The 23,988-nt window shown below is 69.1% G+C and carries 24 protein-coding genes; 5 read left to right on the forward strand and 19 right to left on the reverse strand.

What is annotated here, in order from left to right:
* Nucleotides 1-13 precede the first annotated feature (13 nt).
* The 6 genes from P0W64_RS06730 to P0W64_RS06755 all read right to left on the reverse strand — a co-directional run bounded on the left by P0W64_RS06730 (nt 14) and on the right by P0W64_RS06755 (nt 6,109).
* Nucleotides 14-370 carry a PadR family transcriptional regulator gene (locus tag P0W64_RS06730; protein ID WP_275479417.1) on the reverse strand — a complete coding sequence of 119 codons (357 nt, stop codon included), beginning with the start codon at nt 368-370 and terminating at the stop codon, nt 14-16.
* 62 nt (nt 371-432) lie between these two features.
* A complete protein-coding gene (locus P0W64_RS06735) occupies nt 433-921 on the reverse strand; it encodes a nitroreductase/quinone reductase family protein (protein ID WP_275479308.1) in 489 nt (162 codons plus the stop codon).
* A gap of 115 nt (nt 922-1,036) precedes the next feature.
* The gene (locus tag P0W64_RS06740) at nt 1,037-2,332 is read right to left on the reverse strand and encodes a PhoH family protein (protein WP_275479309.1); all 1,296 of its coding nucleotides are present in this window, start codon (nt 2,330-2,332) and stop codon (nt 1,037-1,039) included.
* Nucleotides 2,333-2,680: 348 nt separating this feature from the next.
* Nucleotides 2,681-3,511 (reverse strand): acyl-ACP desaturase, encoded by an 831-nt coding sequence (locus P0W64_RS06745; protein WP_275479310.1) that lies wholly within the window; start codon nt 3,509-3,511, stop codon nt 2,681-2,683.
* Nucleotides 3,512-3,575: 64 nt separating this feature from the next.
* On the reverse strand, nt 3,576-4,874 hold the full coding sequence (gene glyA, locus P0W64_RS06750) for a serine hydroxymethyltransferase (RefSeq protein ID WP_275479311.1): 1,299 nt from the start codon (nt 4,872-4,874) through the stop codon (nt 3,576-3,578).
* 5 nt (nt 4,875-4,879) lie between these two features.
* Nucleotides 4,880-6,109 (reverse strand): DUF885 domain-containing protein, encoded by a 1,230-nt coding sequence (locus tag P0W64_RS06755; RefSeq protein WP_275479312.1) that lies wholly within the window; start codon nt 6,107-6,109, stop codon nt 4,880-4,882.
* A 77-nt stretch (nt 6,110-6,186) separates the two neighbouring features.
* Between P0W64_RS06755 and coaA the strand changes: the two genes are divergently transcribed.
* Nucleotides 6,187-7,128 carry a type I pantothenate kinase gene (coaA, locus tag P0W64_RS06760; RefSeq protein WP_275479418.1) on the forward strand — a complete coding sequence of 314 codons (942 nt, stop codon included), beginning with the start codon at nt 6,187-6,189 and terminating at the stop codon, nt 7,126-7,128.
* A 3-nt stretch (nt 7,129-7,131) separates the two neighbouring features.
* Here the strand turns inward: coaA and P0W64_RS06765 are convergent, their stop codons facing one another.
* The 12 genes from P0W64_RS06765 to mca form a co-directional block, all read right to left on the reverse strand.
* Nucleotides 7,132-7,956, reverse strand: a complete 825-nt coding sequence (locus P0W64_RS06765) for an isoprenyl transferase (protein WP_275479419.1) — start codon at nt 7,954-7,956, stop codon at nt 7,132-7,134.
* 172 nt (nt 7,957-8,128) lie between these two features.
* The gene (locus P0W64_RS06770) at nt 8,129-8,920 is read right to left on the reverse strand and encodes an ABC transporter ATP-binding protein (protein WP_275479313.1); all 792 of its coding nucleotides are present in this window, start codon (nt 8,918-8,920) and stop codon (nt 8,129-8,131) included.
* Complete coding sequence (locus P0W64_RS06775) at nt 8,917-9,969, reverse strand: ABC transporter substrate-binding protein (RefSeq protein WP_275479314.1); 1,053 nt, start codon at nt 9,967-9,969, stop codon at nt 8,917-8,919. Before P0W64_RS06775 ends, P0W64_RS06770 begins: the two co-directional genes overlap by 4 nt.
* Complete coding sequence (locus tag P0W64_RS06780; RefSeq protein ID WP_275479315.1) at nt 9,966-10,826, reverse strand: ABC transporter permease; 861 nt, start codon at nt 10,824-10,826, stop codon at nt 9,966-9,968. The genes P0W64_RS06775 and P0W64_RS06780 overlap by 4 nt, the downstream gene beginning before the upstream one ends.
* Nucleotides 10,826-11,608: an SDR family NAD(P)-dependent oxidoreductase gene (locus P0W64_RS06785; protein WP_275479316.1), complete on the reverse strand. Its 783-nt coding sequence runs from the start codon at nt 11,606-11,608 to the stop codon at nt 10,826-10,828. The genes P0W64_RS06780 and P0W64_RS06785 overlap by 1 nt, the downstream gene beginning before the upstream one ends.
* 75 nt (nt 11,609-11,683) lie before the next feature.
* Nucleotides 11,684-12,205 carry a DinB family protein gene (locus tag P0W64_RS06790; protein WP_275479317.1) on the reverse strand — a complete coding sequence of 174 codons (522 nt, stop codon included), beginning with the start codon at nt 12,203-12,205 and terminating at the stop codon, nt 11,684-11,686.
* A 25-nt stretch (nt 12,206-12,230) separates the two neighbouring features.
* Nucleotides 12,231-13,286, reverse strand: coding sequence for a 3-deoxy-7-phosphoheptulonate synthase (locus P0W64_RS06795; protein WP_275479318.1), 1,056 nt, complete (start codon nt 13,284-13,286; stop codon nt 12,231-12,233).
* A gap of 196 nt (nt 13,287-13,482) precedes the next feature.
* Entirely contained in the window at nt 13,483-15,438 is a 1,956-nt protein-coding gene (locus P0W64_RS06800; protein WP_275479319.1) for a thioredoxin domain-containing protein, read from the reverse strand.
* On the reverse strand, nt 15,435-16,424 hold the full coding sequence (locus P0W64_RS06805) for an acyl-CoA dehydrogenase family protein (RefSeq protein WP_275479320.1): 990 nt from the start codon (nt 16,422-16,424) through the stop codon (nt 15,435-15,437). The genes P0W64_RS06800 and P0W64_RS06805 overlap by 4 nt, the downstream gene beginning before the upstream one ends.
* A gap of 9 nt (nt 16,425-16,433) precedes the next feature.
* Complete coding sequence (locus P0W64_RS06810; RefSeq protein ID WP_275479321.1) at nt 16,434-18,500, reverse strand: glycosyltransferase family 39 protein; 2,067 nt, start codon at nt 18,498-18,500, stop codon at nt 16,434-16,436.
* 483 nt (nt 18,501-18,983) lie between these two features.
* On the reverse strand, nt 18,984-19,325 hold the full coding sequence (locus P0W64_RS06815) for a hypothetical protein (protein ID WP_275479322.1): 342 nt from the start codon (nt 19,323-19,325) through the stop codon (nt 18,984-18,986).
* Nucleotides 19,322-20,185 carry a mycothiol conjugate amidase Mca gene (mca, locus tag P0W64_RS06820; RefSeq protein ID WP_275479323.1) on the reverse strand — a complete coding sequence of 288 codons (864 nt, stop codon included), beginning with the start codon at nt 20,183-20,185 and terminating at the stop codon, nt 19,322-19,324. Before mca ends, P0W64_RS06815 begins: the two co-directional genes overlap by 4 nt.
* A gap of 64 nt (nt 20,186-20,249) precedes the next feature.
* Between mca and P0W64_RS06825 the strand changes: the two genes are divergently transcribed.
* The 4 genes from P0W64_RS06825 (at nt 20,250) to greA (ending at nt 22,651) form a co-directional block, all read left to right on the forward strand.
* Nucleotides 20,250-20,669, forward strand: a complete 420-nt coding sequence (locus P0W64_RS06825) for a DUF4307 domain-containing protein (protein ID WP_275479324.1) — start codon at nt 20,250-20,252, stop codon at nt 20,667-20,669.
* 56 nt (nt 20,670-20,725) lie between these two features.
* Entirely contained in the window at nt 20,726-21,193 is a 468-nt protein-coding gene (locus P0W64_RS06830; protein WP_275479325.1) for a hypothetical protein, read from the forward strand.
* Nucleotides 21,194-21,256: 63 nt separating this feature from the next.
* On the forward strand, nt 21,257-22,033 hold the full coding sequence (locus P0W64_RS06835) for a queuosine precursor transporter (protein WP_275479326.1): 777 nt from the start codon (nt 21,257-21,259) through the stop codon (nt 22,031-22,033).
* A 123-nt stretch (nt 22,034-22,156) separates the two neighbouring features.
* On the forward strand, nt 22,157-22,651 hold the full coding sequence (greA, locus tag P0W64_RS06840; RefSeq protein ID WP_275479327.1) for a transcription elongation factor GreA: 495 nt from the start codon (nt 22,157-22,159) through the stop codon (nt 22,649-22,651).
* Nucleotides 22,652-22,720: 69 nt separating this feature from the next.
* Here greA and P0W64_RS06845 read toward each other — a convergent pair whose 3' ends face one another.
* Nucleotides 22,721-23,848 (reverse strand): polysaccharide deacetylase family protein, encoded by a 1,128-nt coding sequence (locus tag P0W64_RS06845; protein ID WP_275479328.1) that lies wholly within the window; start codon nt 23,846-23,848, stop codon nt 22,721-22,723.
* Nucleotides 23,849-23,988 lie beyond the last annotated feature (140 nt).

Here is a 23,988-nt window from a genome sequence, read left to right on the forward strand (position 1 = left end):
TCCGTGCCGCCCGTCACGCGTACCCTGCATCGGTCGCGGGCCCGAGACCCTCCCAGGCGCGGTCCAGCGCCGAACTCACGACGGCCCACTGTTGCCGCCGCTCCGCGAGCGCCTCTCGGCCGACCCCGGTGAGAGCGTAATGTTTACGCCGACGACCGGTACTCGGTGTCTCCCAGTAGGATTCGACCATTCCCGTCCGCTCCAGACGGTGCAGCAACGGGTACAGCATTCCGTCGGTCCACTCCATGCGGCCATCGGACAGCCGTCGCACCTCCGAGAGGAGGGCGTAGCCGTACGAGTCTCCCCGCGCCAGCACTCCCAGCACGAGCGGCGTCGCCGATGCCGCCACCAGATCCTTGTCGATCTGCACATCCACCTCGCATACCTAGAACCATTAGGTATGACGATACATAGCGGTTCTAGGGGTGGCAATCAGGCGAAGCTGAGTAGTCCGACCGGGAACGTGCGCTCGGTATGCGCCTCGTACACCAGCATCCCTGGGTAGACGCGCGCGAATGCCTGCCGGCACTCCTCCACCTCTTCCGGATCGTCGACCTCCCGGAACGTCACCGGGCGCGCACGCCCATCGATCTCTGCCGTCGCCTCGCCCGCGGCACGCAGGTTGAGGAACCAGTTCGGCGTCTCGCGCGCGCCGGCGTTGCCGCCGATCACCACGATGTCGTCGCCGCGTAGCACGTGCATCAAAGCGACCGACCGTGGCTCCCCCGACTTGCGCCCGCGCACGGTGAGCCGGAACACGGGCGCGGACAACCAGATCCGCGAGTACAGACGCCCCGGCAGCCGATCGACGTATCGACTGTGCAGCCTGGTCCCGGCGCGCGCGAACGAACCGAGACGCCGCATCATCAGATTGTTGGCGCGCGCCCGCACCGTGGTCCATCGGCCCAGCTGAGAGGTCATGCAGGCACTGTAGAAGCAGCGCCACCACCACGTCATCCGCCCGGAGGCCGATCTCATCCTCCGCCCCTGGGCGGATGCCGAGGGTGGGCCGGTGAGCGGACGCCGGCCGGCCCGGTCAGACGCCTGGCGCGAACTCCTCCAGCATCTCGGTGACGAGTGCGGCGATGGGCGAGCGCTCGGAGCGCGTGAGAGTCACATGCGCGAAGAGGGGGTGCCCCTTGAGCTTCTCGATGACCGCGGCGACGCCGTCGTGCCGCCCGACGCGTAGATTGTCGCGCTGCGCGACATCGTGGGTGAGCACCACGCGCGAGCCCGCGCCGAGTCGGGACAGCACCGTCAGCAGGACGTTGCGCTCGAGGGACTGGGCCTCGTCGACGATGACGAACGAATCGTGCAGGGACCGGCCGCGGATATGCGTCAAGGGCAGCACCTCGAGCATGCCGCGTGACAGCACCTCTTCGATCACCTCGGTCGAGGCGAGCCCGTCGAGCGTGTCGAATACGGCCTGTGCCCACGGCCCCATCTTCTCGTTCTCGGTGCCGGGCAGGTAGCCGAGCTCCTGCCCGCCGACCGCGTACAGCGGCCGGAACACCACGACCTTCCGCTGCGTCCGCCGCTCCAGCACAGCCTCGAGACCCGCGCACAGCGCGAGCGCCGACTTGCCCGTGCCGGCCTTGCCGCCGAGCGACACGATACCTACCGACTCGTCGAGCAATAGGTCCAGCGCCACCCTCTGCTCTGCACTGCGGCCGTGCAGCCCGAACGCCTCGCGGTCCCCGCGCACGAGCTGGACCCGCTTGTCGGGTGATACGCGGCCGAGCGCGCTCGACGTCCCGCCGAGGAGCCGAACTCCCGTGTGGCAGGGCAGGTCTCGCGCCACATCGTGGTCGAGGACGCCGTCGGCGAAGAGCGTGTCGATGTCACCCGGAGCGACTTCGAGCTCCTCCATGCCCGTCCAGCCGGACGTCACGACGTCCTGCGCGTGGTACTCGTCTGCGGCCAGGCCGACGGCGCCGGCCTTGACGCGCAGCGGGATGTCCTTCGACACCAGGACGACCTCGCGCCCCTCGGCGCGCAGGTTCAGAGCGCAGGCCAGGATGCGGGCGTCGTTGGTCTCGGTGCGGAATCCGGCGGGCAACACCGACGGGTCGGTGTGATTCAGCTCCACCTGCACCGTGCCACCGGTGGGCAGCGGGATGGGCTGATCGAGCCGGCCGTGCTCGACACGCAGGTCGTCCAGCATCCGCAGCGCTTCGCGGGCGAACCACCCCAGCTCGTGGTGATGACGCTTCCCCTCCAGTTCGCCGATGACCACGAGCGGGAGCACCGCGTGGTGTTCGGCGAATCGGACGGCGGCCCACGGGTCGGAGAGCAGGACGGAGGTGTCGAGAACGTAGGTCCGGTTGGTCACGTGGCGCTCCTAGCCCGGGCTGGCACCCGCCCGAGCGTGTTGCTCCGGCCGGTCGGTTCCGCGGTCGGGACTCCTCAGCGCAGATGCGCCGCGGGGACCTCGACGAGGACCGGGGCCGGCCCTCCCGTGTCGACGATTCGTCTTCTCACAGTGGGACCCTTCCGTAACAGGCCACTTCCCCTGGGCCCGTCTCCGCCAAGGTATCCCCCATGGCGCCGGGATGCTCGCACCACGCGCAGCGGCGAGGTGAACTTCTGATGTCGGGCCGATTTCGCCTGTCCTAGTGCCACGAAACCCCCGCCCGCGACACGCGGACGGGGGTGAAGTGAGTAACCGTCAGGTAGAGCCTCAGAGGCTCAGATCGTACTTGGCGAGAATCCCGTTGATGATCGCCCTATCGCCCTCTTCGGTACCGATACCGGCGCCGTGAACGATGCGACGGGACTCGTCGAGCCCTTCGGCGGTTTCGGCGCCGATCGCGGTGGCCTTGCGCGCCTGGTCGAGGATCGCGGCCTTGGCGACCTCTTCGTTGACGTCCAGCACTACTGCGAAGAAATCGGACCAGACCGAGCGCTGCAGCGTGTCGTCGGCGGAGATCTTCCGCAGAGTCTCGACCAGACCCCTGGGCGTTCCCTCGGACTTGTCGGCGACGTCCGCCAGCTTCGCGAAGTAGTCCGCCGAGAGTGCCTCGTGGAAGACGATCATCGCGACCTGATCGATGATGCCGTAGTCGTCGATGGACTTCTCGTACTGCTTATAGCCGCGGGTGACGGCCTCGAGGCGCCACAGCTCCAGCTTCTCGACGTCGAACGTACGGCTGACGACGACGTGGTCGCGCAGCGCGATCGCGTGCCGGTTCTCCTCGGCCGTCCAGTGGCCGACCATGCGGCCCCAGTCCGACTCGATGGGGTGGTGCTGCGCCATCAGGCGGTGCAGCGACGGCAGGTGGTCCTTGGTCAGCAGACCCAGCACCAGGCCGTGCCCCACGACCGGGTCGATGGCGACATCCGAATCGACGAAGTCGTCACCGCCGAGGAAGGCATAGTTCCGCCCGTCGTCCCACGGCACCAGGTCATGCGGCTTCCACGGGTCGCCCTCGGCAAGGTAGCGATCCCGGATCTCCGGGAGGGCCTTGTCGACGGCGATGATCAGCTCGTCCTCGATGGGGGTCACACTCACGGGGTGCAACCTTAGGCGAGTACGCGGGCGCCGTTCAAGTCACCACGGCCTAACAATGCGCCGCTCAGCGGGACAGCAGGCCCCAGTCCTCGAGGCCGTCGTACAGGGGGTTGTCCAGCGCGAGCGCGGACACGCGCGCCCGCAGCCCCGACACATCGGCGGACGGCCCGGCGGCCAGAGCGGTGGCGATGACATCGGCCACCTCACGGAACTCGGCGTCCCCGAAACCGCGGGTCGCGAGCGCCGCGGTGCCGATCCGCAATCCGGAGGTCACCATCGGCGGACGCGGGTCGAACGGCACGGCGTTGCGGTTCACGGTGATGCCCACCTCGTGCAGGAGATCCTCGGCCTGCTGGCCGTCGAGGGGGCTGTTGCGGAGGTCGACGAGCGCAAGGTGCACGTCGGTGCCACCCGTGAGGACTGTGACACCCGCGTCGGCGACGTCCCTACCCGTCAGGCGCTCGGCGAGAAGCCGCGCGCCGTCGAGGGTGCGCTGCTGACGCTCCTTGAACTCCTCTGTGCCCGCCACCTTGAGCGCGACCGCCTTCGCGGCGATGACGTGCATGAGCGGCCCGCCCTGCTGGCCGGGGAACACGGCCGAATTGAGCTTCTTGGCCCACTCCTGCTTCGCGAGGATCAGACCCGAGCGGGGACCGCCGAGCGTCTTGTGCACGGTGGTGGACACGACGTCGGCGTGCGGCACCGGGCTCGGGTGCAGCCCCGCGGCGACGAGACCCGCGAAGTGCGCCATATCGACCCACAGGTACGCGCCGACCTCGTCGGCGATCCGACGGAACGCAGCGAAGTCCAGGTGCCGCGGGTACGCGGACCAGCCGGCGACGATGACCTTCGGCTTGCTGTCGAGGGCGATCTTGCGCACCTCGTCCATATCGATCCGGTGGTCCTCCTTGGAGACGCCGTAGAAGACGTTCTCGTACAGCTTCCCGGAGAAGTTCAAGCGCATGCCGTGCGTGAGGTGGCCCCCGTGTGCGAGGTCGAGGCCCATCAGCGTCTCACCCGGCTGCATGAGGGCCTGCAGCACGGCGGCGTTGGCCTGCGCGCCCGAATGCGGCTGGACGTTGGCGAACTCCGCGCCGAACAACTCCTTGGCGCGCGCCCGCGCGAGGTCCTCGACGACATCGACGTATTCGCAGCCGCCGTAGTAGCGACGCCCCGGGTATCCCTCGGCGTACTTGTTCGTGAGGACGCTGCCCTGTGCCTGCAACACGGCGCGCGGAACGAAGTTCTCCGACGCGATCATCTCCAGCGTGTCGCGCTGCCGGGCGAGCTCGCCGTTCATGGCGGCAGCGACCTCGGGATCGAGCTCGGCAAGAGTGGCGTCGTTCACGCTGGGTTCCGTCATGCGCCCTAGTTTAGGGTGCTGGATTCTGCAGCCAGTTCCCGGCGCAGGCTCGACGGGACGAGCGGCTCGTCGAGCAGCCGGCCGAACCGGTCCAGACGCTCCCTTCCTGCGGGGACGACGTCCAGCCAGCGACGCAGCAGCGCGTAACCCTCGACGTATGTGGACACGTACGCCCGCCACAGCGGAGACGACAGGAACCGCAGCGACTGACGCGCCGTGCGCTCGGCCATCAGGCCCCAGCGCTGCAGATACGCGACGACGTCCTCGGTGTCGGCGTGCCGGTCGTGCAGCATCAGGGCCGCGTCCTGCCGGACGTGCAGCAACCCGGCGCTCGCGCGCGCGATCCGCTCGTGCAGGTCGCCGTCGAACCGGAGACCGAGATCCGCGTAGATCTCCTGCGCCCAGCGGCCCCACCCCGGACCGATCGCCGCCCCGAGCGCATGGTCGGCGAGCCCCTCGGCCATGAGGCACTGCGGGGTGTTCACCAGGAAGATCGTCTGCTCCGGCTGGTTCTCTCCGTGTACCAGCAACTGTTCCTTGCGGCAGTGTTCCGTATGGTGCCCGGGATACGCCTCATGTGCGATGAGGTGCGGCATGGCCGACAGGTATTGCGTGAGATCGCCGTTCACCGCCACCGTCGACCGGTAGTCGCCCAGGTAGTAGTTGAATCCCGACCACGGCTTGTCCGAAACCACCTCGAAGTCCACGGTCTCCGCCGCGGGCAACGGATACCGCTCGCGCACGACGTCGCGCAGCGCCCCCGCCAGCGCATCCATCACCTCGGGTACCCGCTCGGGCGGGACCTCGGCGGAGTTCTTCGCGGCCAGCACCCGCTCGCGCAGCGGGCCGGGTCCCGGCAGTACCTCGTCGAGCGCCGCGTGTGAAGCCTCGTAGTCGACCGTGTCGTGCGGAGCTACATCGACGTCGAAGTAGGCCTTGACCTCGTCGACGAAACCGATCGGCTCGCCGTCGAACTTCCGCGCCGACATCTCCAACGCCGCGACGTGCCCCGTGACGAACTCCCGCCGCGCCGGTGGCAGGGACGTATCTGTAGCGAGGTCACTGAGCAGGCCACGCGCATCGCGTGCCAGTCCCGACGGTGTGGGGGTCGGCCCCTCCTCGACGGCGCGACGGTGCGCCGGGTCCCCGAAGTACGCGTCGACGAAGCCCGACTCCAGCCGGTCGAACGCAAGACCGAGGCGCAGATATCGGTCCGTCAGGGAGGATTCGGCCATGGCCGCAGGTTAGCCCAGACCCCGGTTTCGCGTTCCCTCGTCGCGTTCGCCAGACTGAAGGACATGTCTCCGTCGGCATCGACCCCGGTCGCCTCGTGAGCGAACCGAGCCCGTACATCGAGCTCGACCGCGCGCAGTGGCGGGAGCTCAGGCAGGCGACGCCCCTCTCGCTGACCGAGGAGGAGCTGCACGACCTGCGCGGTCTCGGCGAACAGATCGACCTCGCGGAGGTCGCGGAGGTGTATCTCCCGCTGTCCCGCCTCATCCATCTACAGGTGGCTGCGCGGCAGCGGCTGTACGCCGCGACTGCGACGTTCCTCGGCGAGCAGCGGCGCGACCAGCAGGTGCCGTTCGTGATCGGTGTGGCCGGTTCCGTGGCCGTCGGCAAGTCGACGACGGCCCGCGTGCTGCAGGCGCTGCTCGCGCGGTGGGAGTCGCATCCGCGCGTCGACCTGGTCACCACAGACGGATTCCTCTACCCCAGCGCCGAGCTCGAGCGACGCGGAATCATGCACCGCAAGGGTTTTCCCGAGTCCTACGACCGGCGCGCGCTGCTGCGCTTCGTGACCGCCGTGAAATCCGGCGCCGAGGACGTGTCCGCGCCCGTGTATTCGCATCAGCTGTACGACATCGTGCCCGGGGAACAGATCCACGTGCAGCGCCCGGACATCCTGATCATCGAGGGCCTGAACGTGCTGCAGACGGGCCCGCGGCTGATGATCTCGGACCTGTTCGACTTCTCCCTGTACGTCGACGCGCGCATCGAGGACATCGAGCAGTGGTACGTCGACCGTTTCCTGTCGATGCGGACCACCGCGTTCGCCGACCCGAGATCGCACTTCCACCACTACTCCGGGCTGTCGGACCGCCAGGCCACCGAGCGCGCACACAGCATCTGGGCGGGCATCAACCGCCCGAATCTCGTACAGAACATCCTTCCCACCCGACCGCGCGCGACGCTCGTGCTGCGCAAGGACGCCGATCACTCGATCAATCGGGTGCGGCTGCGGAAGCTGTAGTACTCAGGATCCGAATCGGCGGTGCCGGTTGCCGTAATCGCGCAGCGCGCGGAGGAAATCGACGCGGCGGAACTCCGGCCAGTAGGCCTCCGTGAACCAGATCTCGCTGTAGGCGCTCTGCCACAGTAGGAAACCCGAGAGCCGCTGCTCACCCGACGTACGGATGACCAGGTCCGGATCCGGCTGGCCGCGGGTGTAGAGGTGCTGGTCGATCCCCTCGACGGTCACGGCGTCCGCCAGCTCCTCCGCGGTCGCACCCGACGCGAGCCGGTCTGCCAACAGCGACCGCACGGCGTCGACTATCTCCTTGCGGCCGCCGTAGCCCACGGCCACGTTGACGTGCGTGCCGGTCCGGCCCAGCGTCCGGTCGGCGGCCTCCGTGAGCCTGCGGGCGGCGGCTGCAGGGAGCAACTCCATCGCGCCGACGATCTTCACCGACCAGTTCTTGTCCGGCCCCGAGATCTCCTCCACCACATCCGTGATGATCTCCAAGAGGGCCGCGAGTTCGTCCGGGTCGCGGCGCAGGTTCTCCGTGGACAGCAGGTAGATGGTGGCGAGTTCGATGTCCGCCTCATCGCACCAGGTCAGCATCTCGGCGATCTTCTTCGCGCCCATGCGGTAGCCGTGGCTCACGTCGGTGAACCCGGCCGCACGCGCCCACCTGCGGTTTCCGTCGCACAGCACGGCCACGTGCCGCGGCTTCTCCGCGCCTGCGTCCTGCGCCCGGGCGATCTCGGCGCGCAAGCGGCGCTCGTAGAGGTGGTAGACCGGCTCCGCGAGGAGAGACGTGGGGACGCCGGGTAGGTCGGGGATCTTAGGGGCGCTCACCACGACCGCGACCTTACCGTTACCTCACCCGCCCCGGCGTGGATCGCAACCTGAGAAGTCCCAACGGATCGGGGCGACCACGAGCACCCGCCGAACCCGCGGTTCGGCACGCGAACAGGCTCGACCGCGTACCTCGGCACTGCCTCGATGGCGCGGTCGGCGTCCCGCAGGATCAACCGTGCGCCTCGTATATGGCCTGCGCCAGTTCGGCTTTCAGCTCCGTGAACTCGGTGGTCGCAAGGACCGAGGGATCTCGCACGCCGTCCTCGGTGTCACCGGGCAGGTCGATCCTTCGATCCACGATGACGCGGCCCGGACGCGCGCTCATCACCAGCACCCGGGTCCCGAGGAACACCGCCTCCTCGACGGAGTGGGTGATGAACACGATGGTCTTCCCCGCGCGCCGCCAGATCTTCAGCAGGTCCACCTGCAGGCGCTCGCGAGTCAGGGCATCGAGCGCGCCGTAGGGCTCGTCCATCAGCACGATCGCCGGGTCGCCCGCGAGCACACGCGCGATCTGCGCGCGCTGCTGCATGCCACCGGACAGCTCGTACGGCCGCTTATCGCCGAAGTCCGCGAGGCCAACGAGGTCAAGCATCTCGGTCGCCCGTTCGCGGCGCTTCGCCTTCGCGACGCCACGCACCTTGGGGCCGAACTCGACGTTGCCGCGCACCGTCAGCCAGGGATACAACGTCGGGGCCTGGAAGACGACGCCCCGCTCCGCCGCGGGCCCCTTCACGGGTTTCCCGCCGACCTCCACCACGCCGTCCGTCGGCGCGAGGAATCCCGCGAGCAGTTGCAGCAGAGTCGTCTTGCCGCAGCCCGAGGGGCCGACGATGCACACGAACTCCCCCGGCTCGATCACCAGGTCGGTCGCCTGCAGAGCGATGGTCGGACCCGACGCGGTCTCATACGTCTTGCTCGCGCCATTCAGGACGACGCGTTCCGTGTCTGCCGTGGTCACTTGCCACTCACCTCTCGTACCGCGCCCGTGTGGACCGCGGTGGTGTACGTATCCGCGGGCTTCACCGCATCGATCTGGCCCTGCTGCAGCAGGAACTGGGCGGTGTTACGCAGGTCGCCGCCGAGCGCGTTCAACCGGTCGGCCTGCTCGGCCGCGTCGAAGTACTGATAGCCCGCGAGCTGCTTCTGCACCTGGTCGACCGGCACGCCGAGCTGTCCTGCGATGCGGACCGACGCCCCGTGCGGGTCGGACTTCAGAAGCTTGACCGCCCAGTCCTGAGCGGCCGTCCATATCTTCAAGAAGCCGGGGTTGTTCCGGACGAACTCCGATCGCGCCCCCTCCAGGTCGTACGTCGGGGAGCCCTGCTTCGCCACCTGCGCGCTGTCGGTCAGTACGTGCGCGCCGTCCAACTGGCCCAGCGTCGGCTCCCAGATATAGGCGGCGTCGATCTGCCCGCCCTGCCAGGCGCCACGTATCGCGTCGGGTGACAGGTTGATGACGTTGGCTGCGCCGCCGACGCCGGCGCGGTCCAGCGCCGTCAGCAGGCTGTAGTGCGAGGTCGACGCGAACGGCACACCGATCCGCTTTCCGCGCAGGTCGGCAACGCTCTTGACCGACGGGTCGCGGCTCACCAGGGACTCCGCCGGCCCGATCAGGTCCTGGATCCACACGACGTTCATATCGATGTCGAGCGGCAGCGACAGCGCCTTCGCGGCGGGCGCGCTGCCGAGCAGCCCGATGTCCAGCGAGTCGGCTCCGAACGCCTGGATCACGTCGCCGCCCGACGAGAACTTGCTCCACACCAGCTTCGCCTTCGGTAGGCAGGTCTCGAGCAGTCCGGCGTCCTTGACGATGAGATCCCCGTTGGGGATCTCCTGCCACGCGATGCGGACGGTGCCGGTGACCGTCGGATCGGGAGCGACGGGGCACGCGATGGCAGCACCGATGGCACGGGACTGTTCGGGCCTACCCGATTTCACGATGCAGCCGGAGAGGCTGACGGACAGCGCAGCGACGATCGCGGTCGCACGGAAGAGCTTGCGGCTCATGCCTTCCCCTTCCACGGGACCAGCAGCACGCCGATCCACTTGATGAGCCCGTCCAGGAGCAGGGCGGTGACGCCGATGACGATGATGCAGGCGATGGTCAGGGCCGTGTTGAGCTGCTGGCCGGCCAGATAGGCGAGGCCGCCGATGCCGGGGATGCCGTTGTTGAGTTCGGCTGCGACCACCGTGGTCCACGCGAACCCGACCGCGATCCGAATACCGGTGATGACCTCGGGCAGCGTCGCGGGGAACACCACGCGCGTGATGGTCTGCGCGCGGCTGGCGCCCAGCGCGCGGGCCGCGTTGATCTGGTCCTGCTTGACCGCCTGCACGCCGTTGACGGTGGAGATCGCGATCGCGGGGAAGGCGGCCAGGAACAGCAGCCAGATCTTGGAGGTGTCCCCGATCCCGAACCACACGATCAGCAGCCCGATGTAGCCGAGCGGCGGCAGAGACCGCAGGAAGTTCATGTACGGCTCGATGATGGTGTTCACCGTCTTCGAGGTCCCCATCAGGAAGCCGACGATCGGTCCCAGGATCACCGCGGCACCCACGCCGGCGACGATGCGCTGCAGGCTGGCGACCAGGTGTTCCCATAGGAAGTAGTTCTGCTCGCCCAGCACCTCGCGGGGCACGCCGGGCGCGATCTGGTGCCACGTGCTCGCGCGCACGGCGGCGCGCCAGACCGCGGCCGGCGTGGGCAGGAACTTCTCGTCCACCAGGTGTAGCGCGGTGATGAGCCACCACACCAGCAGGAAGGCGATAAGCGCGGTCAGGCGCACCAGCCATGCCCGGACCGCATGTGGGAGCGGTTCGATCACAGTGTTGCGCACGCGCAGTAGCGGGGGTTCCCCGGCCATCAGGTTGTCCTTCGTTTGACCTGGCCCGGCGCGACCTGGTCGCGGGGCATGAGCACGATGTTGTCGATGTTCACGTGCGGAGGACGCGTGACCACCCAGGTCACGGCGTCCGCGATATCGTCGGCGGTAAGGGACTCGACGCCCTCGTACACCTTGGCCGCCGCCTCTTCGTCGCCGCGCATGCGTACGACGGAGAACTCTGTCTCGACCATTCCGGGATCGATCTCGGCTACCCGGATAGGCTCGCCGTGCAGTTCCAGCCGCAGCACGCGGGTGATCGCGCGGACCGCGTACTTCGCCGCGTTGTACCCGGCGCCGCCCACGTAGGGGAAGATCGCCGCCACAGAACCGATCGTCACCACCGTCGCGGACGGCGACTCCCTCAGCTTCGGCAGCAGGGCCTGTGTCACGCGCAGGACCCCCAGCACGTTGGTGTCGTACATGCGCTGCCAATCGGCGATGTCCGCCTCGGCGATCGACTCGTTGCCGATCGCTCCGCCGGCGTTGTTGACGATCACGTCGACACGTTCGATCGCGGCGGCGAACGCCTGCACCGATGCGGCGTCGGTGACATCCAGCGGCAGCGCGGTCACGGAGCGCTCTGGGAACTGGGCCTCCAGGTCGGACTTGAGGGCGTCGAGGCGGTCGGTCCGCCGGGCGCCCACGATCACGTCGTAACCTGCACGGACCAGGTGACGGGCACTGGCCTCACCGATCCCGCTGCTCGCGCCGGTGATGACGGCGATCTCGCTCACAATGTGCTCCTCACGTTCGTCGGACATCTTGTCGGACAAACGTTAGTCGCGGGTAGCGCTCGAATCAGGCTGAGCGCATTAGCTTCGAGCAGTTAGACCCGCTCAGGAGAGCCCCACATCCATGCGGTGGTGTTCCAGGTCGTGCAGCGCGTATACGCCCAGGGTCTGCGCGGTGAATCGGGATCCGCCGGTGCGCCGCCCCTCGCGCTGCCACGAACCGTCCGGCACGCGCCGGTAGGCCCCCTCCAGAAGCCTTGCCGCCGACGCGATCTCGACCGCCACGACAGCGGGATCCTGCGACGAGTAGGCGCGCTCGACGGCCGCGGCGTCCTGATCCCAGTTGTCGAAAACCGGATCATCCTGCGCCAGAATGAGTTCCAACCGCTCCCGCATGATGTGATGCACGTCCCGGACGTGGCAGCCGTACTCGAGCGGGGACCACGTCGCGTCATCGGGCCGCGCGAGCGCGTCGGGAGCGTCGAGCCGTGGGCCCCAACCATCCGCGGACGCGGCGATCCGGTCGGCGAGGGCGGATGGGCGCACACCCGCGGGATCGAATCCGCAGTCCGGGCACGCCCGCCCGAGAACCCAGGTCCAGTCCTTCTCGTCGGGCACTATCGCCATGCGCCCAGTATGCCCCGCTCCGCCCTCACACGGCGACGGCGAGTGTGTGTAGGACACCGACCGTCGTCGCGAAGTCCATGCACTTGTCGGTGACCGACTGCCCGTACACCAGCGGACCGGGTCCCGGCTGTTGTGCACCCGCCTCGATGAAGGACTCGAGCATGATGCCCGAGATGCCTTGCCGCCCAGCGGCCATCATGGTCGCGATCTCGCGCGCGACCTCTGCCTGCCGCACGTGGTCCTTACCCGAGTTCGCGTGGCTCGCATCGATCATCAGCCGTGGGGCAAGACCCGCTGCCGTAAGCGCGCCCACCGCATCGTCGACGGAGGCCCCGTCCCAGTTCGGACCGCCGCGCCCGCCGCGCAGGATGATGTGGCAGTTCTCGTTGCCGGCCGTCTCGACGACAGCGGCGGCACCGTCGTCGTCGGTGCCGAAGAATACGTGCCGGGCGGCGGCGGCACCCACGCCGTCGATCGCGACCTGGACGTTGCCGTCGGTGGCGTTCTTGAAGCCGATCGGCATCGACAGCCCCGATGCGAGCTGTCGATGCACCTGAGACTCGGTGGTGCGTGCGCCTATCGCGCCCCAGGCTACGGTGTCGGCGATGTACTGCGGGCTGGTCGGTTCGAGGAACTCGCAGCCCACGGGGAGCCCGATCTCGAGGATGTCGAGCAGTAGCCGACGCGCGGTCCGCAGCCCCCGAGGCACGTCGTACGACTCGTCCATGCCGGGGTCGTTGATCAGGCCCTTCCATCCCACCGTGGTACGCGGCTTCTCGAAGTACACACGCATGACGATCAACAGTTCGCCGGCGAGCTGGTCCGCGATCGGCTTCAGCCGGCGCGCGTAGTCGAGGGCGGCCTCGGGGTCGTGCACGGAGCAGGGACCGACGACGACCAGCAGGCGGTCGTCGCGGCCGGCCAGCACGTCGGCGACCGCGTCGCGGTCGGCGGCGACGCGCGCGGCAAGACGATCCGGAAGGGGCAGTTCGTCGCGCAACTGCGCGGGCGACGGGATCGCGTGGAACGCGGTGACCCGGCGGTTCGAGGTACTGGCCGGGGTGTCGAGCTCGATTGTCATGGTGCCTTCCTGCACTGGCGGGCACCCGCGAAGTCTCCGGCGCCCTCGAAAAACGAGAAAGGCAGCGATCTCTCGCTGCCAGGCTCCGGGATGTGACTGTCGTTATCCACGCATGCGCGCACGATCGACGGCCCCTCCCGGAGCCTCGATAAAGCGCCAATACGTGATGTTCACGGCGTCGAGGCTAGCACATCGGTCACCGCAGCTCGTCGGCGAGCGCATCCGGGCTGCTAACGGGCAGCGAACAGACCGTGCTGCGGCACACGTACGCCGCCGCCCTCCCGCCGACGGGGCCACGCCGCGCCAGCAGGGGCTGCGAGTCCTCCGGCCCGGCGACGACCACTGCTCCCCCGGGAACCGACTCCCTCGCAGCGGCCACCAGTTCGTCTGTGCCGTCGCCGGAGGCGATGGCGACGATCAGCTGTCGCGCCGCCTGCTCAGCGACCGCGAGGTGGTGTCCCGCGCCGCGCGGGATCTTGACGATGAGGATCCCGTTGCGAGCGCGGGTGGCGCTCGCGAGCTGGGCATACGCGGGATCGAGCAGGTGCTCGGCGTAGGTGAGCGCCTCGGCGATCAGGCTCGCGCCCGATGGCGTCGCGCCATCCGCGGGATCGCGCGGGCGAGTGAGGAGCGGCTCGCCGTCGACGGGGGCGTCGTACCACCCGCCCAGCGCCTGCGGATCCGCGAAGCGCGGGATCGCTGCGTCGAGGATCGCGCGCGCCGCAGTGGCGAAACGTTCTCGGCCCGTGCGCTGGAACACCGCCAGCAGCGCCGTGACGAATGCCGCGTAGTCCTCGAGCATGCCTGGCGCCTCACCGACGTCGCCTCCCAGTGAGCTGCGCCGCAATATCGATCCGTCCCAGTGGCTGTCGAGCACGAACTCCGCGGCGACAGTCGCATCGTCGGTACGCCCGGCTTCCGCGAGCGCCGTGATCGCGAGCCCGTTCCAGACGGTGACCACCTTATCGTCGCGGGCAGGCTGCGGGCGCCGCGCGCGGGCCGCCGCGAGGCGCCCCCGGACGCCGGCGAACCGGGCCGGATCAGGCGCACCGCGCAGCTGCAGCGTCGACGTTCCGTGCTCGAAAGTTCCTGCGCCCGTGACCTCGAAGACCTCGGCTGCCCAGTCGGCGTCGTCGCCGAGCACTGCGCGCAGCTGCTCAGGCGTCCAGACGTAGGTGGCACCCTCGACGCCGTCGGTGTCCGCGTCGAGGGACGATGCGAAGGCGCCGCCCGCTCCGAGGTCGCGGACCAGGAAATCGGCGGTCTCCCACGCGACTCTTCGTGCGAGTTCCGAGCCGGTGCGGCGCGCCAGGTGCGCGTAGAGGCGCAGCAGCAATGCATTGTCGTACAACATCTTCTCGAAATGCGGGACCACCCATGCGGCGTCCACGGCGTAGCGTGCGAACCCTCCTGCAAGCTGGTCGTATATCCCACCCCGGGCCATTGCATCGGCCGTGCGCTCGACGACTCCGAGAGCCGCTCGGTCGCCGGTGCGCTCGTAGTGCCGCAGCAGCGCCTCGAGCGCAGCGGCCGGCGGAAACTTAGGCGCCCCACCGAATCCCGCGTGCGCGGGGTCCTCGTCGGCGATCAGTGCCCCCACCGCGGCGGTGAGCTGAGCCGAGGTGGGTTCGGCACCGTCGGGCAGGCCGCCGGCGGCGGCACCGAGGTGTTCGGCCACCTGCACGCCCACGCGGTCCACCTCGTCGCGCCGCTCCCGCCACGTATCGCTGATCGCAGCGAGCAGCTGGGTGAACGAAGGCATGCCGCCACGCGGTTCGCGCGGGTAGTACGTGCCGCAGTAGAAGGGTCGCGCATCGGGAGTCAGGAAGCACGTCATGGGCCAGCCGCCCTGCCCCGTCATGGCGACGGTGGCGTTCATGTAGATCGCATCGACGTCGGGCCGCTCCTCGCGATCCACCTTGACACACACGAAGTCCCGGTTCATCTGCTCGGCGGTCGCCGGATCCTCGAACGACTCGTGCGCCATGACGTGGCACCAGTGACATGCGGCGTATCCGACGGACAGCAGCACCGGCACGTCCCGGCGACGCGCTTCCGCGAACGCCGCCTCCGACCACTGCCACCAGTGAACGGGATTCTCCGCGTGCTGCCGCAGATACGGGCTGGTAGCGCTGCCGAGGAGATTCGTCATACCCCCAGTGTGCGCTCCAGTACCGCGGCGCGGATCCCGGGGCGGGTGGCGCAGACGATGCAGAACACGGCCTCACGCGTGAGCCGCTCGGCGTCGGAGCCGGCGAGCACGGCATGGCTGCCGGTGGCGGCAACCGTTGCCGCAGCGAGACGGACCGCGAGGTCGGCGGCGTGGCCGCGGAGGCGGTACAGCTCGTCGACGTCGTCCATCGCCGCGTTCATGGCGGCACGGATCCCGTCGAGCTCGCGTCGCCCGGCGGCAGCCTGTTCGGCCACGTCGTCGACGGTGTCGAGCTGCCGCAGAGCCGCGCGGCAGGTACCGAGGGACAGCGCACCGTTGAGCCGCGTGCCTATCGCCTCGGTGCTCGGCGGCCGGTCCGCGGGGCGGCGCCCGATGATCGCGTCGCGCCCGACACGCACCCCGTGCCAGCGCAGCCCGACGGTGCGGCTCGCGCGGGCAGCCACGAGGGACAGCAGGGTGGCGTCGATACCCGGCGTCCGGTGGGGCCGGGGCACGAGCACCATCAGGTCCTCCCCACGCTCGGCATCGTGCGCCCACGCCCCGAGCAGGTCGGTCAGCCCCCAGCCCGTGACCATGGCGGAGCCTCCGTTCAGGAGGTAGCCGTCACCGTCGGGCGTGATCCGCAGGGTGCGCCCCTGCAGGGCGAGGCCGGCGTAGCTGACCGCCGCGCGGGTCCGCCCCGCTGCGAGCTCGGCGACCAGCTCGTGGCGGCCGTCCTGCGCCGCAGCCGTCAGCACCCCGTGGTGCTGAGCCCATACGAATCCCGTCGCCCGGCAGCCGGACACGAGCAACTCGGCCACCTCCGCTGCCGACGCGGCTTCGTCGCTTGTCGCGATCCCGTACAGCCCGGCGTCGGCCAGGGCCGCGAAGTGCGAATCGGGGACGACCCCTGTCGCGTCCACCTCCGCGGCTGCGGGAGCCAGCACCGTCTCGGCTATCCGGCTGGCCGCATCGAGAAGACTCATGCCCCGAGGCTATGTCAGCTTGTACACCGTGGTGCCGCCGACGTCGGTCGCGGTGAAGTTCTGCTCCACCCACTTCTGGATGTCGCTGGTTCGGCCGGGGCCGCCTCCCATGCCACCGGAGATGTAGTAGCCGACGCGGCCCTCGGAGACCAACTTCTTGAACTGGTCGAGGGTGGGAGCCGGATCGTTCATGAAGCCGCCTATCGCGATCACCGACCGACCCGAGTTCAACTGATAACCGGCCTGCGACTGGGCGCCCTGCGTGGCGGCGGCCCACTCGGTCTTCGTGTTCTTCAGCAGGTCGATCAACGCCGCGTTGGTACGCCCGCCACCGAATGCTCCGAACCCGCCGCCGAATCGCTGACCGCCGGAGCGTCTTTCGCGCGGCGTACCAGACGCGTCCTTGCGGTCGTGCGCACCCGACGCATCCGTCCGGTCGTGCGCACCCGACGCATCCGTCCGGTCGTGCGCACCCGACCCCGTTCCACGGCCACCCGGCGCGCCGCCCGCGGCGTTGCCGAAACCGCCGCCGGGCATCCCGAATCCCATCCCGGATCCGCCGGCCGTCTGCACGACGGACGGGATGGAGCCGGAGTGGGTCGTGTTCACCGTCGCGATCCCGAAGACGGAGACTGCAAGCCCGCCCCCGACGACGGCGGTAGCGGCAGCCGCTGCCAGCCGGGCTCCGCCCCACGTCCGCGAGATCAGCAGTGCCACAACACCTATCACGCCGAGCGCCCCGACCGCGACGCCCAAACCGGGCCACCCCCAGCCGGCGCGCCACAGACGCACGACGCCCCATCCGGCGCCGGCCGCCACCATCGCGACGAGCAGCGAAGTGCCGTACCAGTTCTCGCGCTGTGACCAGCCGACCGCTGCGCCCATGCCGACCAGCGCCGCGATCGCGGGTGCGAGCGCCACCGTGTAGTACGGGTGGATCGTGCCGCTCATGTATGAGAAGACCAGCGCCGTGACGATCAGCCAGGTGCCGAACACCGCCGAGCCCATGAGCACGTCGCGCGAGAGCCGGCGCCGCAGCGCGAACACGACCATGCCGACGACCACCACGAGCGCCATCGGCAACAGCCACGAGATCTCGTTGCCGAACTCGTTGCTCAGCAGCCGCTCCAGCCCTGTCGAGCCTCCGAACGACGTACCCGGGGCACCGTTTCCGCCCGGGCCGCGGAATCCGCCTCCTCCGCCGCCACCCGAGTTTCCGAGGATCCGCGCGAATCCGTTGTACCCCAACACCAGATCCATGAACGAGTTCCCCGTCGACCCGCCGATATACGGGCGCGAACTCGCCGGCCACAGGATCGTCAGCACCACGTACCAGCCGGATGCGACGATCAGCGCGACCGTCCCGAACGCCAGATCCCGCACCCTCCGCAGCCACGTGGTCCGCGCGAACAGCAGGTAGGTCAGGCCGAAGCCGGGCAGAACAAGCAGGCCCTGAAGCATCTTCGCCAGGAATGCGAAGCCGAGTGCGACACCGCACAGCGCAAGCCAGCGCCACGACGCGGCCTGGCATGCCCGGACGGTGGCGTATGCGGCGAGGGTCATGAGCAGCACCAGCAGTGCATCCGGGTTGTTGAAGCGGAAGATCAGCGCGGCCGCGGGGATCAGAGCGAGCGACGCGCCTGCCAGCAGGGCGCCGGTCGTCGCCGTCCTGCCGCCGATCGAGCCGATCAACACCCGCCGCACCGTCGCGTACAGGACACCCACGGTGGCCACGCCCTCGAGCGCCTGCGGCAGCAGGACGGACCAGGACGACAGGCCGAAGATCCGAACGAACAGCCCGGTCACCCACAGCGCCGCCGGCGGCTTGTCGACGGTGCCGATATTGCCGAAGTCGAGCGAGCCGAACAGCCATGCTTTCCAGGACACACCGCCTGCCTGCGCGGCGGCGGCGTAGAAGTCGTTGCCCCACCCGTTGCGGGAGAGATTCCAGCAGTACAGCAGCGCGGTAGCCGCGAGCAGGCCGGCGACGGCCCAGTGCCGCCGCTGCGGACGCAGCCGGCGTCGCGCGGGCGGGGTCGCCGCCTCGTCGGACGCGGTGATGGTTGCGGTAGTCATGACTGTGAGATTCCCAGGGGCGCCTGGCAGCGCGGTGGCGCGAGTCTGGGAACTCACTGGGAGCGCTCGATGGGGGTCCAGACCTCGGCGTGAAACGGGACCGCCGCGACGGCGCTCCCCCTGGCGCCGCGTTACGAACGGGGAGACAGCTGTGGGGCCGGCGATCAAGTAGATCACCGGCCCCACAAGGCCTTCAGCGGCGCGGAGCGTCGATCAGAAGAACCAGCCCCAGAACCACACACGACGGCGCGGATCCCAGCGGCGCTGCCAACGGCGACGACGCACGGGGACGGGACGGGGCCCCGGGCGCGGCCCCGGACGACGACCCCAAGCAGGGAGAGCCATGGTGAACTCCTCATGTACTTCGGCCCGGGGTGTACACCCGGACGACGCCGTATCTCAGCGCCCAGCAGACTCTCTCAGCCGATTCTTGGGCTGTGGCCGGTGATCACCTGCGGGGCTGCTGTGAAAGTTCTACCAAGGTTAGGTTTTCGGGCCGGATCCGCCGGAATGTCGCTTATCCTGCGGACGCGCTCGGTCCTTGACGGCACCATCTCCCTCGGCGGCCTCGTCACCGGCGCCGTGATCGATGATCGCGCCGTCGGATCCTGCGTCGCCGGGCCGCTCGCCCGGGCCGGCGGCGCTTTCGTCGAACGACTCGGGCAGGTTCTTGACGTGCCGGTTCATCGACTTGATGAGCAGGAAGGTCGCAACGCACAGCACCACGATCACGAGCAGCCCGACCGGCGACGCCTTGCCGAACTCGGGTCCCTTCGGCGCGTTGTCATCGGCCAGGAGCACCGCGAGGGGAAAGCCGCCGATCACGCGGTGACCCCGCTGAACAGGTCGTTCTCGGGCATCTTCGTGCAGACGCGTGTCTTCACGAGCTCGTACTCCTCGGTCGGCCACAGCCGCTGCTGCCACTCCATCGGCACCGCGAAGAACGGCCCGTTCGGGTCGATCTGGGTGGCATGCGCGCGTAGCGCCTCGTCACGCACGGGGAAGTAGTCCGCGCACGGCACCTGCGTGGTGACCCGGGCCATCATGTCGGTGCGGGCATCGTCCCAGCGGGTCAGCCACTCGCGGAACGGGTTCTCGCGGCCCTGCTTGTCGAATTCGTCCGCGAACGCGCGGAACCGCCCCTTGAGGAAGCCGTGGCTGTAGTAGACCTTCTGAATCTGCCAGGGCTCGCCGGCGTCGGGGAACCGCTCGGGGTCCGCAGCGGCCTCGTATGCGGCCATCGACACCTCGTGCGTGCGGATGTGATCGGGGTGCGGGTAGCCGCCGTTCTCGTCGTACGTGACCATGACGTGCGGACGGAACTCCCGGATCAGCCGCACGAGCGCCTCCGTCGACTCCTCGAGCGGGACCAACGCGAAGCAACCTTCGGGAAGCGGGGGCTTGGGGTCGCCCTCGGGCAGGCCCGAGTCGACGAAGCCGAGCCAGCGGTGCTGCACGCCCAGGATCGCCGCTGCCTTCGCCATCTCCTCGCGACGCACCTCTGGCAGGCGGTCCTTGACACCCGGAACGTCCATCGCGGGATTCAGGATGTCGCCGCGCTCCCCGCCCGTGAACGTCGCGACCATGACGTCGTTCCCCTCGGCTGCGTAGCGCGCCATCGTCGCTGCTCCCTTACTCGACTCGTCGTCGGGATGGGCGTGCACAGCGAGCATGCGGTACGTCATGCTCTCCAGTGTCCCTGATCGACCGCGTCACGGCGCGTCTGGGGCCGCGTGATAGCAATGTCCCATGCCCACGGCAACGCCCCCGGTCGGCCGCTACCCCACCACGAACCCGAAGCGCACACGAACGCTCCTTCTGGCGGGCAGCGTGATCGTCGTCGTACTCGGCGTGGTCATCGCCTGGATCGGCTACCAGAAGTTCGCCGCGCAGCCGGTGACCGGCGCCGCGGGTGGTTACGAGGTCGTCGACGCATCGACGATCAAGGTGCACGTCACCGTGACGCGCCAGAATCCACACACTCCCGTCAGCTGCATCGTGTACGTGAAGAACCGCGAGGGCGCCGAGATCGGCCGCCGCGAGTTCTACGTGCCGCCGTCCGACGACGCCGTCGAGACGGTGACGAGCGAGGTGCGTACGACCGAGCGCCCCGCAATGGGAGATGTGTTCGGTTGCGGCACGGACATTCCGGCGTATCTTGATCGCTAGCCGTTAGACCTGGATCACACTCATGACCCCCTAGCACCGGTGGAAACGAGTAGAGCATGCCGTTCATCACAGCGACCGTGCCGCCCGACGTGGCCGAGTACCTCGCGGACCTCGACGAGGACAGGCGCGCCGTGTGTGCGGCGCTCTACAGCGAGATCACCGATCGGCTCGGGCGTACGTGTGAGGCCGTCGTGCGGTACGGGATGATCTCCTGGGTCCTGCCCCCGACGGTGTTCGCACCCGGCTACGAGGGCGACCCGGACACCCCGCTCCCGTTCATCTCGCTGGCCTCGCAGCGCAGCGGCGTCACGATCTACCATCTGGGCCTGTACCAGGACGAGCGCATCGGCGAGTGGTTCCGGACGCAGTACGCCCGCGTCCAACCGGGTCGGGTCGTGGACGTCGGGACCACGAGCCTGAGGTTCGCCGACGCCGAGCACGTGCCTGTCGAGCTGATCGGCGAGCTGGCTGCGCGAGTCCGGCCCGTCGACCTGATCTGCGGCGCAGCCGCACGCGAGGCCTGACCGCGGGCCCGCCGAACTGCTTCGAGTCACCGTCGGGTGCGGGCGTGGGCTAACCTCCCGCGCATGACCGATACCGAACCGTTCTCTGGGCGGCCGGCCTCGTCCCGCACGAAGCCGGCCTACGCCAAGATCTCGTCCCCCTACCTCCAGATCATGGTGGCCCTGTTCGTGGGCGTCATGCTCATCTCCAACATCACCACGACGAAACCGGTGGTGTTCGCCCCGTCGCTGCACCTGGACCTCCTCGGCCTGCACATCGAGGGCATCGCCACCGATGGCGCCTTCTATCTGTTCCCCCTCGCCTACGTCCTCGGCGACGTCATCTCCGAGGTGTACGGCTTCCGCGCGATGCGCCGCGTGATCCTGTCCGGCTTCGCGATCCTGGCGCTCGCGGCCGGCTGCTTCTGGCTGACGACGAGGCTGCCCGGCGCGCCCGGCTACGACCCCTCGGCGTTCGAGACCGTGGCCGGCGTGGTGCCGCGGTTCCTCCTCGCGGGCCTCGCCGGATACCTCGTCGGCGAGCTGATGAATTCGTACGTGCTGGTCAAGATGAAAGCGTGGACGGGCGAGCGGATGCTGTGGTCGCGCCTGCTGGGATCGACCGTCGTGGGCGAATTCTTCGACACGCTGGTGTTCTGTTCGATCGCCGCGCCCGCGCTCGGGTTCACCTCGGCCGGGCAGTTCCTCAACTACACCATCCTCGGTTTCCTCTGGAAAACGCTGGTCGAGATCCTCATCATGCCGATCAGCTACCTGACGTGCTGGTACGTGAAGCGGCGCGAACCGAGCTATCAGGCGGCACTCCGCGGCGAGACCTCGGTCACGGGCGCGGTGCTATAATCCTCGGATACACGGTTCCACCGCGGAGCCGTGTTTGTTGCATTTTCGGGCGGTACCGCTGGCGGGAAGCAGTCCTGCCGCGCCGCACGACGACCGTGCCCGACGAACGAACGGAGTGACGAGATGACGGACACTCAGGTGACCTGGCTGACGCCCGAGTCGCACGAGCGCCTCAAGAACGAGCTGGACGCGCTGATCGCGAATCGGCCCGTCATCGCCGCCGAGATCAACGAGCGCCGCGAGGAGGGCGACCTCAAGGAGAACGGCGGGTACCACGCAGCGCGCGAGGAGCAGGGCCAACAGGAGGCACGCATCCGCCAGCTACAGGAGCTGCTGAACAACGCCAAGGTGGGCGAGGCCCCCGCGCAGTCCGGTATCGCGCTCCCGGGCTCGGTGGTGAAGGTCTACTACGACGGCGACGAGTCCGACCACGAGACGTTCCTGATCGCGACGCGCGAGGAGGGCGCACAGGACGGCAAGCTCGAGGTCTACTCCCCCAACTCTCCGCTCGGCCACGCGCTCATCGACGCGAAGGTCGGCGAGACCCGCGAGTACACCATCCCCAGCGGCTCGACCATCAAGGTCACACTGGTCAGCGCGGAGCCCTACCACTCGTAGCGATACAACGACCGGCGGCCCGGCACCCTGATCGCAGGGAGCCGGGCCGCCGTCGTCTGTGGCCTGCCGCTATTGCGCACCCCGCGAGCCCAGCAACGTGCTCGCGGTGACGAATGCGTAGCCCTTGGCCTCGAGCGCGGAGAGCGCCTGGTCCAGTCCCGTCGCGGAGTCCGGGAAGGTGTCGTGCAGCATCACGATCTGCCCCGGCTTCGCCCGCTCGATGGCGGCCGCGATCGCCGACGGGTCGCCCTGGTGCGAGTAGTCCTGCGAGTCGATGTCCCACAGCACCTGGGTGAGTCCCTCGCGCCTGCCCGCCGCCACGACGTCAGGGGAACTGTGGCCACCCATCGGCCGGAACAGGCTCGGGCTGATACCGGTCGCGACCTTCACCGCCTGGTCGGTGTCCGCGAGCTGCTGCTCCTGTTCCGCGGCGCCGAGAGTCGTGAGGTCCGCCTGATCCCACGTACCGTTGGCGATCTCGTTGCCGGAGCCCGTGATCGCGGCGACGACGTCGGCGTTCTGCGCCACCTGTGCGCCGGTCACGAAGAACGTGCCGCGGGCACCATGCCGATCGAGGACGCTGAGGAACTGCCTGGTCTCGGGGCTGGGCCCGCCCGAGAAGGTGAGCGCGACGCACTTCGCGACCGCACAGTTCGGCGTCGCGTCGGATACGTAGCCGGAGCCGCCCGCGGGAGGCGTCGTGACGGTGGTGGTCGTGGTGGACGGCGCGGGTGCCGTCGTCGTGGCGCCGGGCGCCGGCGGCTCGGTGGTGATCGCAGGGCCGGGCGGCTCGGTGGTGGTCGCGGGCGCCTCGGTGGTGGTCGGCGACGCGGTCGTCGGGGGCCGCGGGCTGCGCGGCTCGGCAGACGTGCGGGGCGCCGACGCGGCCGGGGCCGCGGGTGCGGGGGGCGCGGGGGCGCGGACCGTCTTGGTGACCACCGACGGCGCGGGCGGCTTCGGCGGCGGAGGGGCGGTGCTCGTGCGGGCCTGAGGCCCGGCGCCCGGGTTGGCGCCGGCGCCCGGGGCGGCCGATGCTCCGGAGGGCGGCGCCGTCGCGATCGAGTTGGAGTCGCCTGGCACGGCATCGAAGTCCACGCCCGATCCCGCCTGATGCGGGGAGTCCGTCGGCAACACCACCGCGGCGCCGATCGCCGCGGCGATGACGACAGCACTGCCACCGAACGCGTAGTTGCGCATCCGCCTGCTCTGCCTCGGCCTCACATACCACTCCAGACACTTGTGTCACTCATACAACAGTGACCACAATAATCCCAGGAGCGACTCGCGCGAAACTCGAGATCGACAAGGGTGACCTTTTCGTTACCACCCGTCGTGCG

Origin of the sequence: Tsukamurella sp. 8F (assembly GCF_029167375.1) — a bacterium.
Taxonomy (GTDB): domain Bacteria; phylum Actinomycetota; class Actinomycetes; order Mycobacteriales; family Mycobacteriaceae; genus Tsukamurella.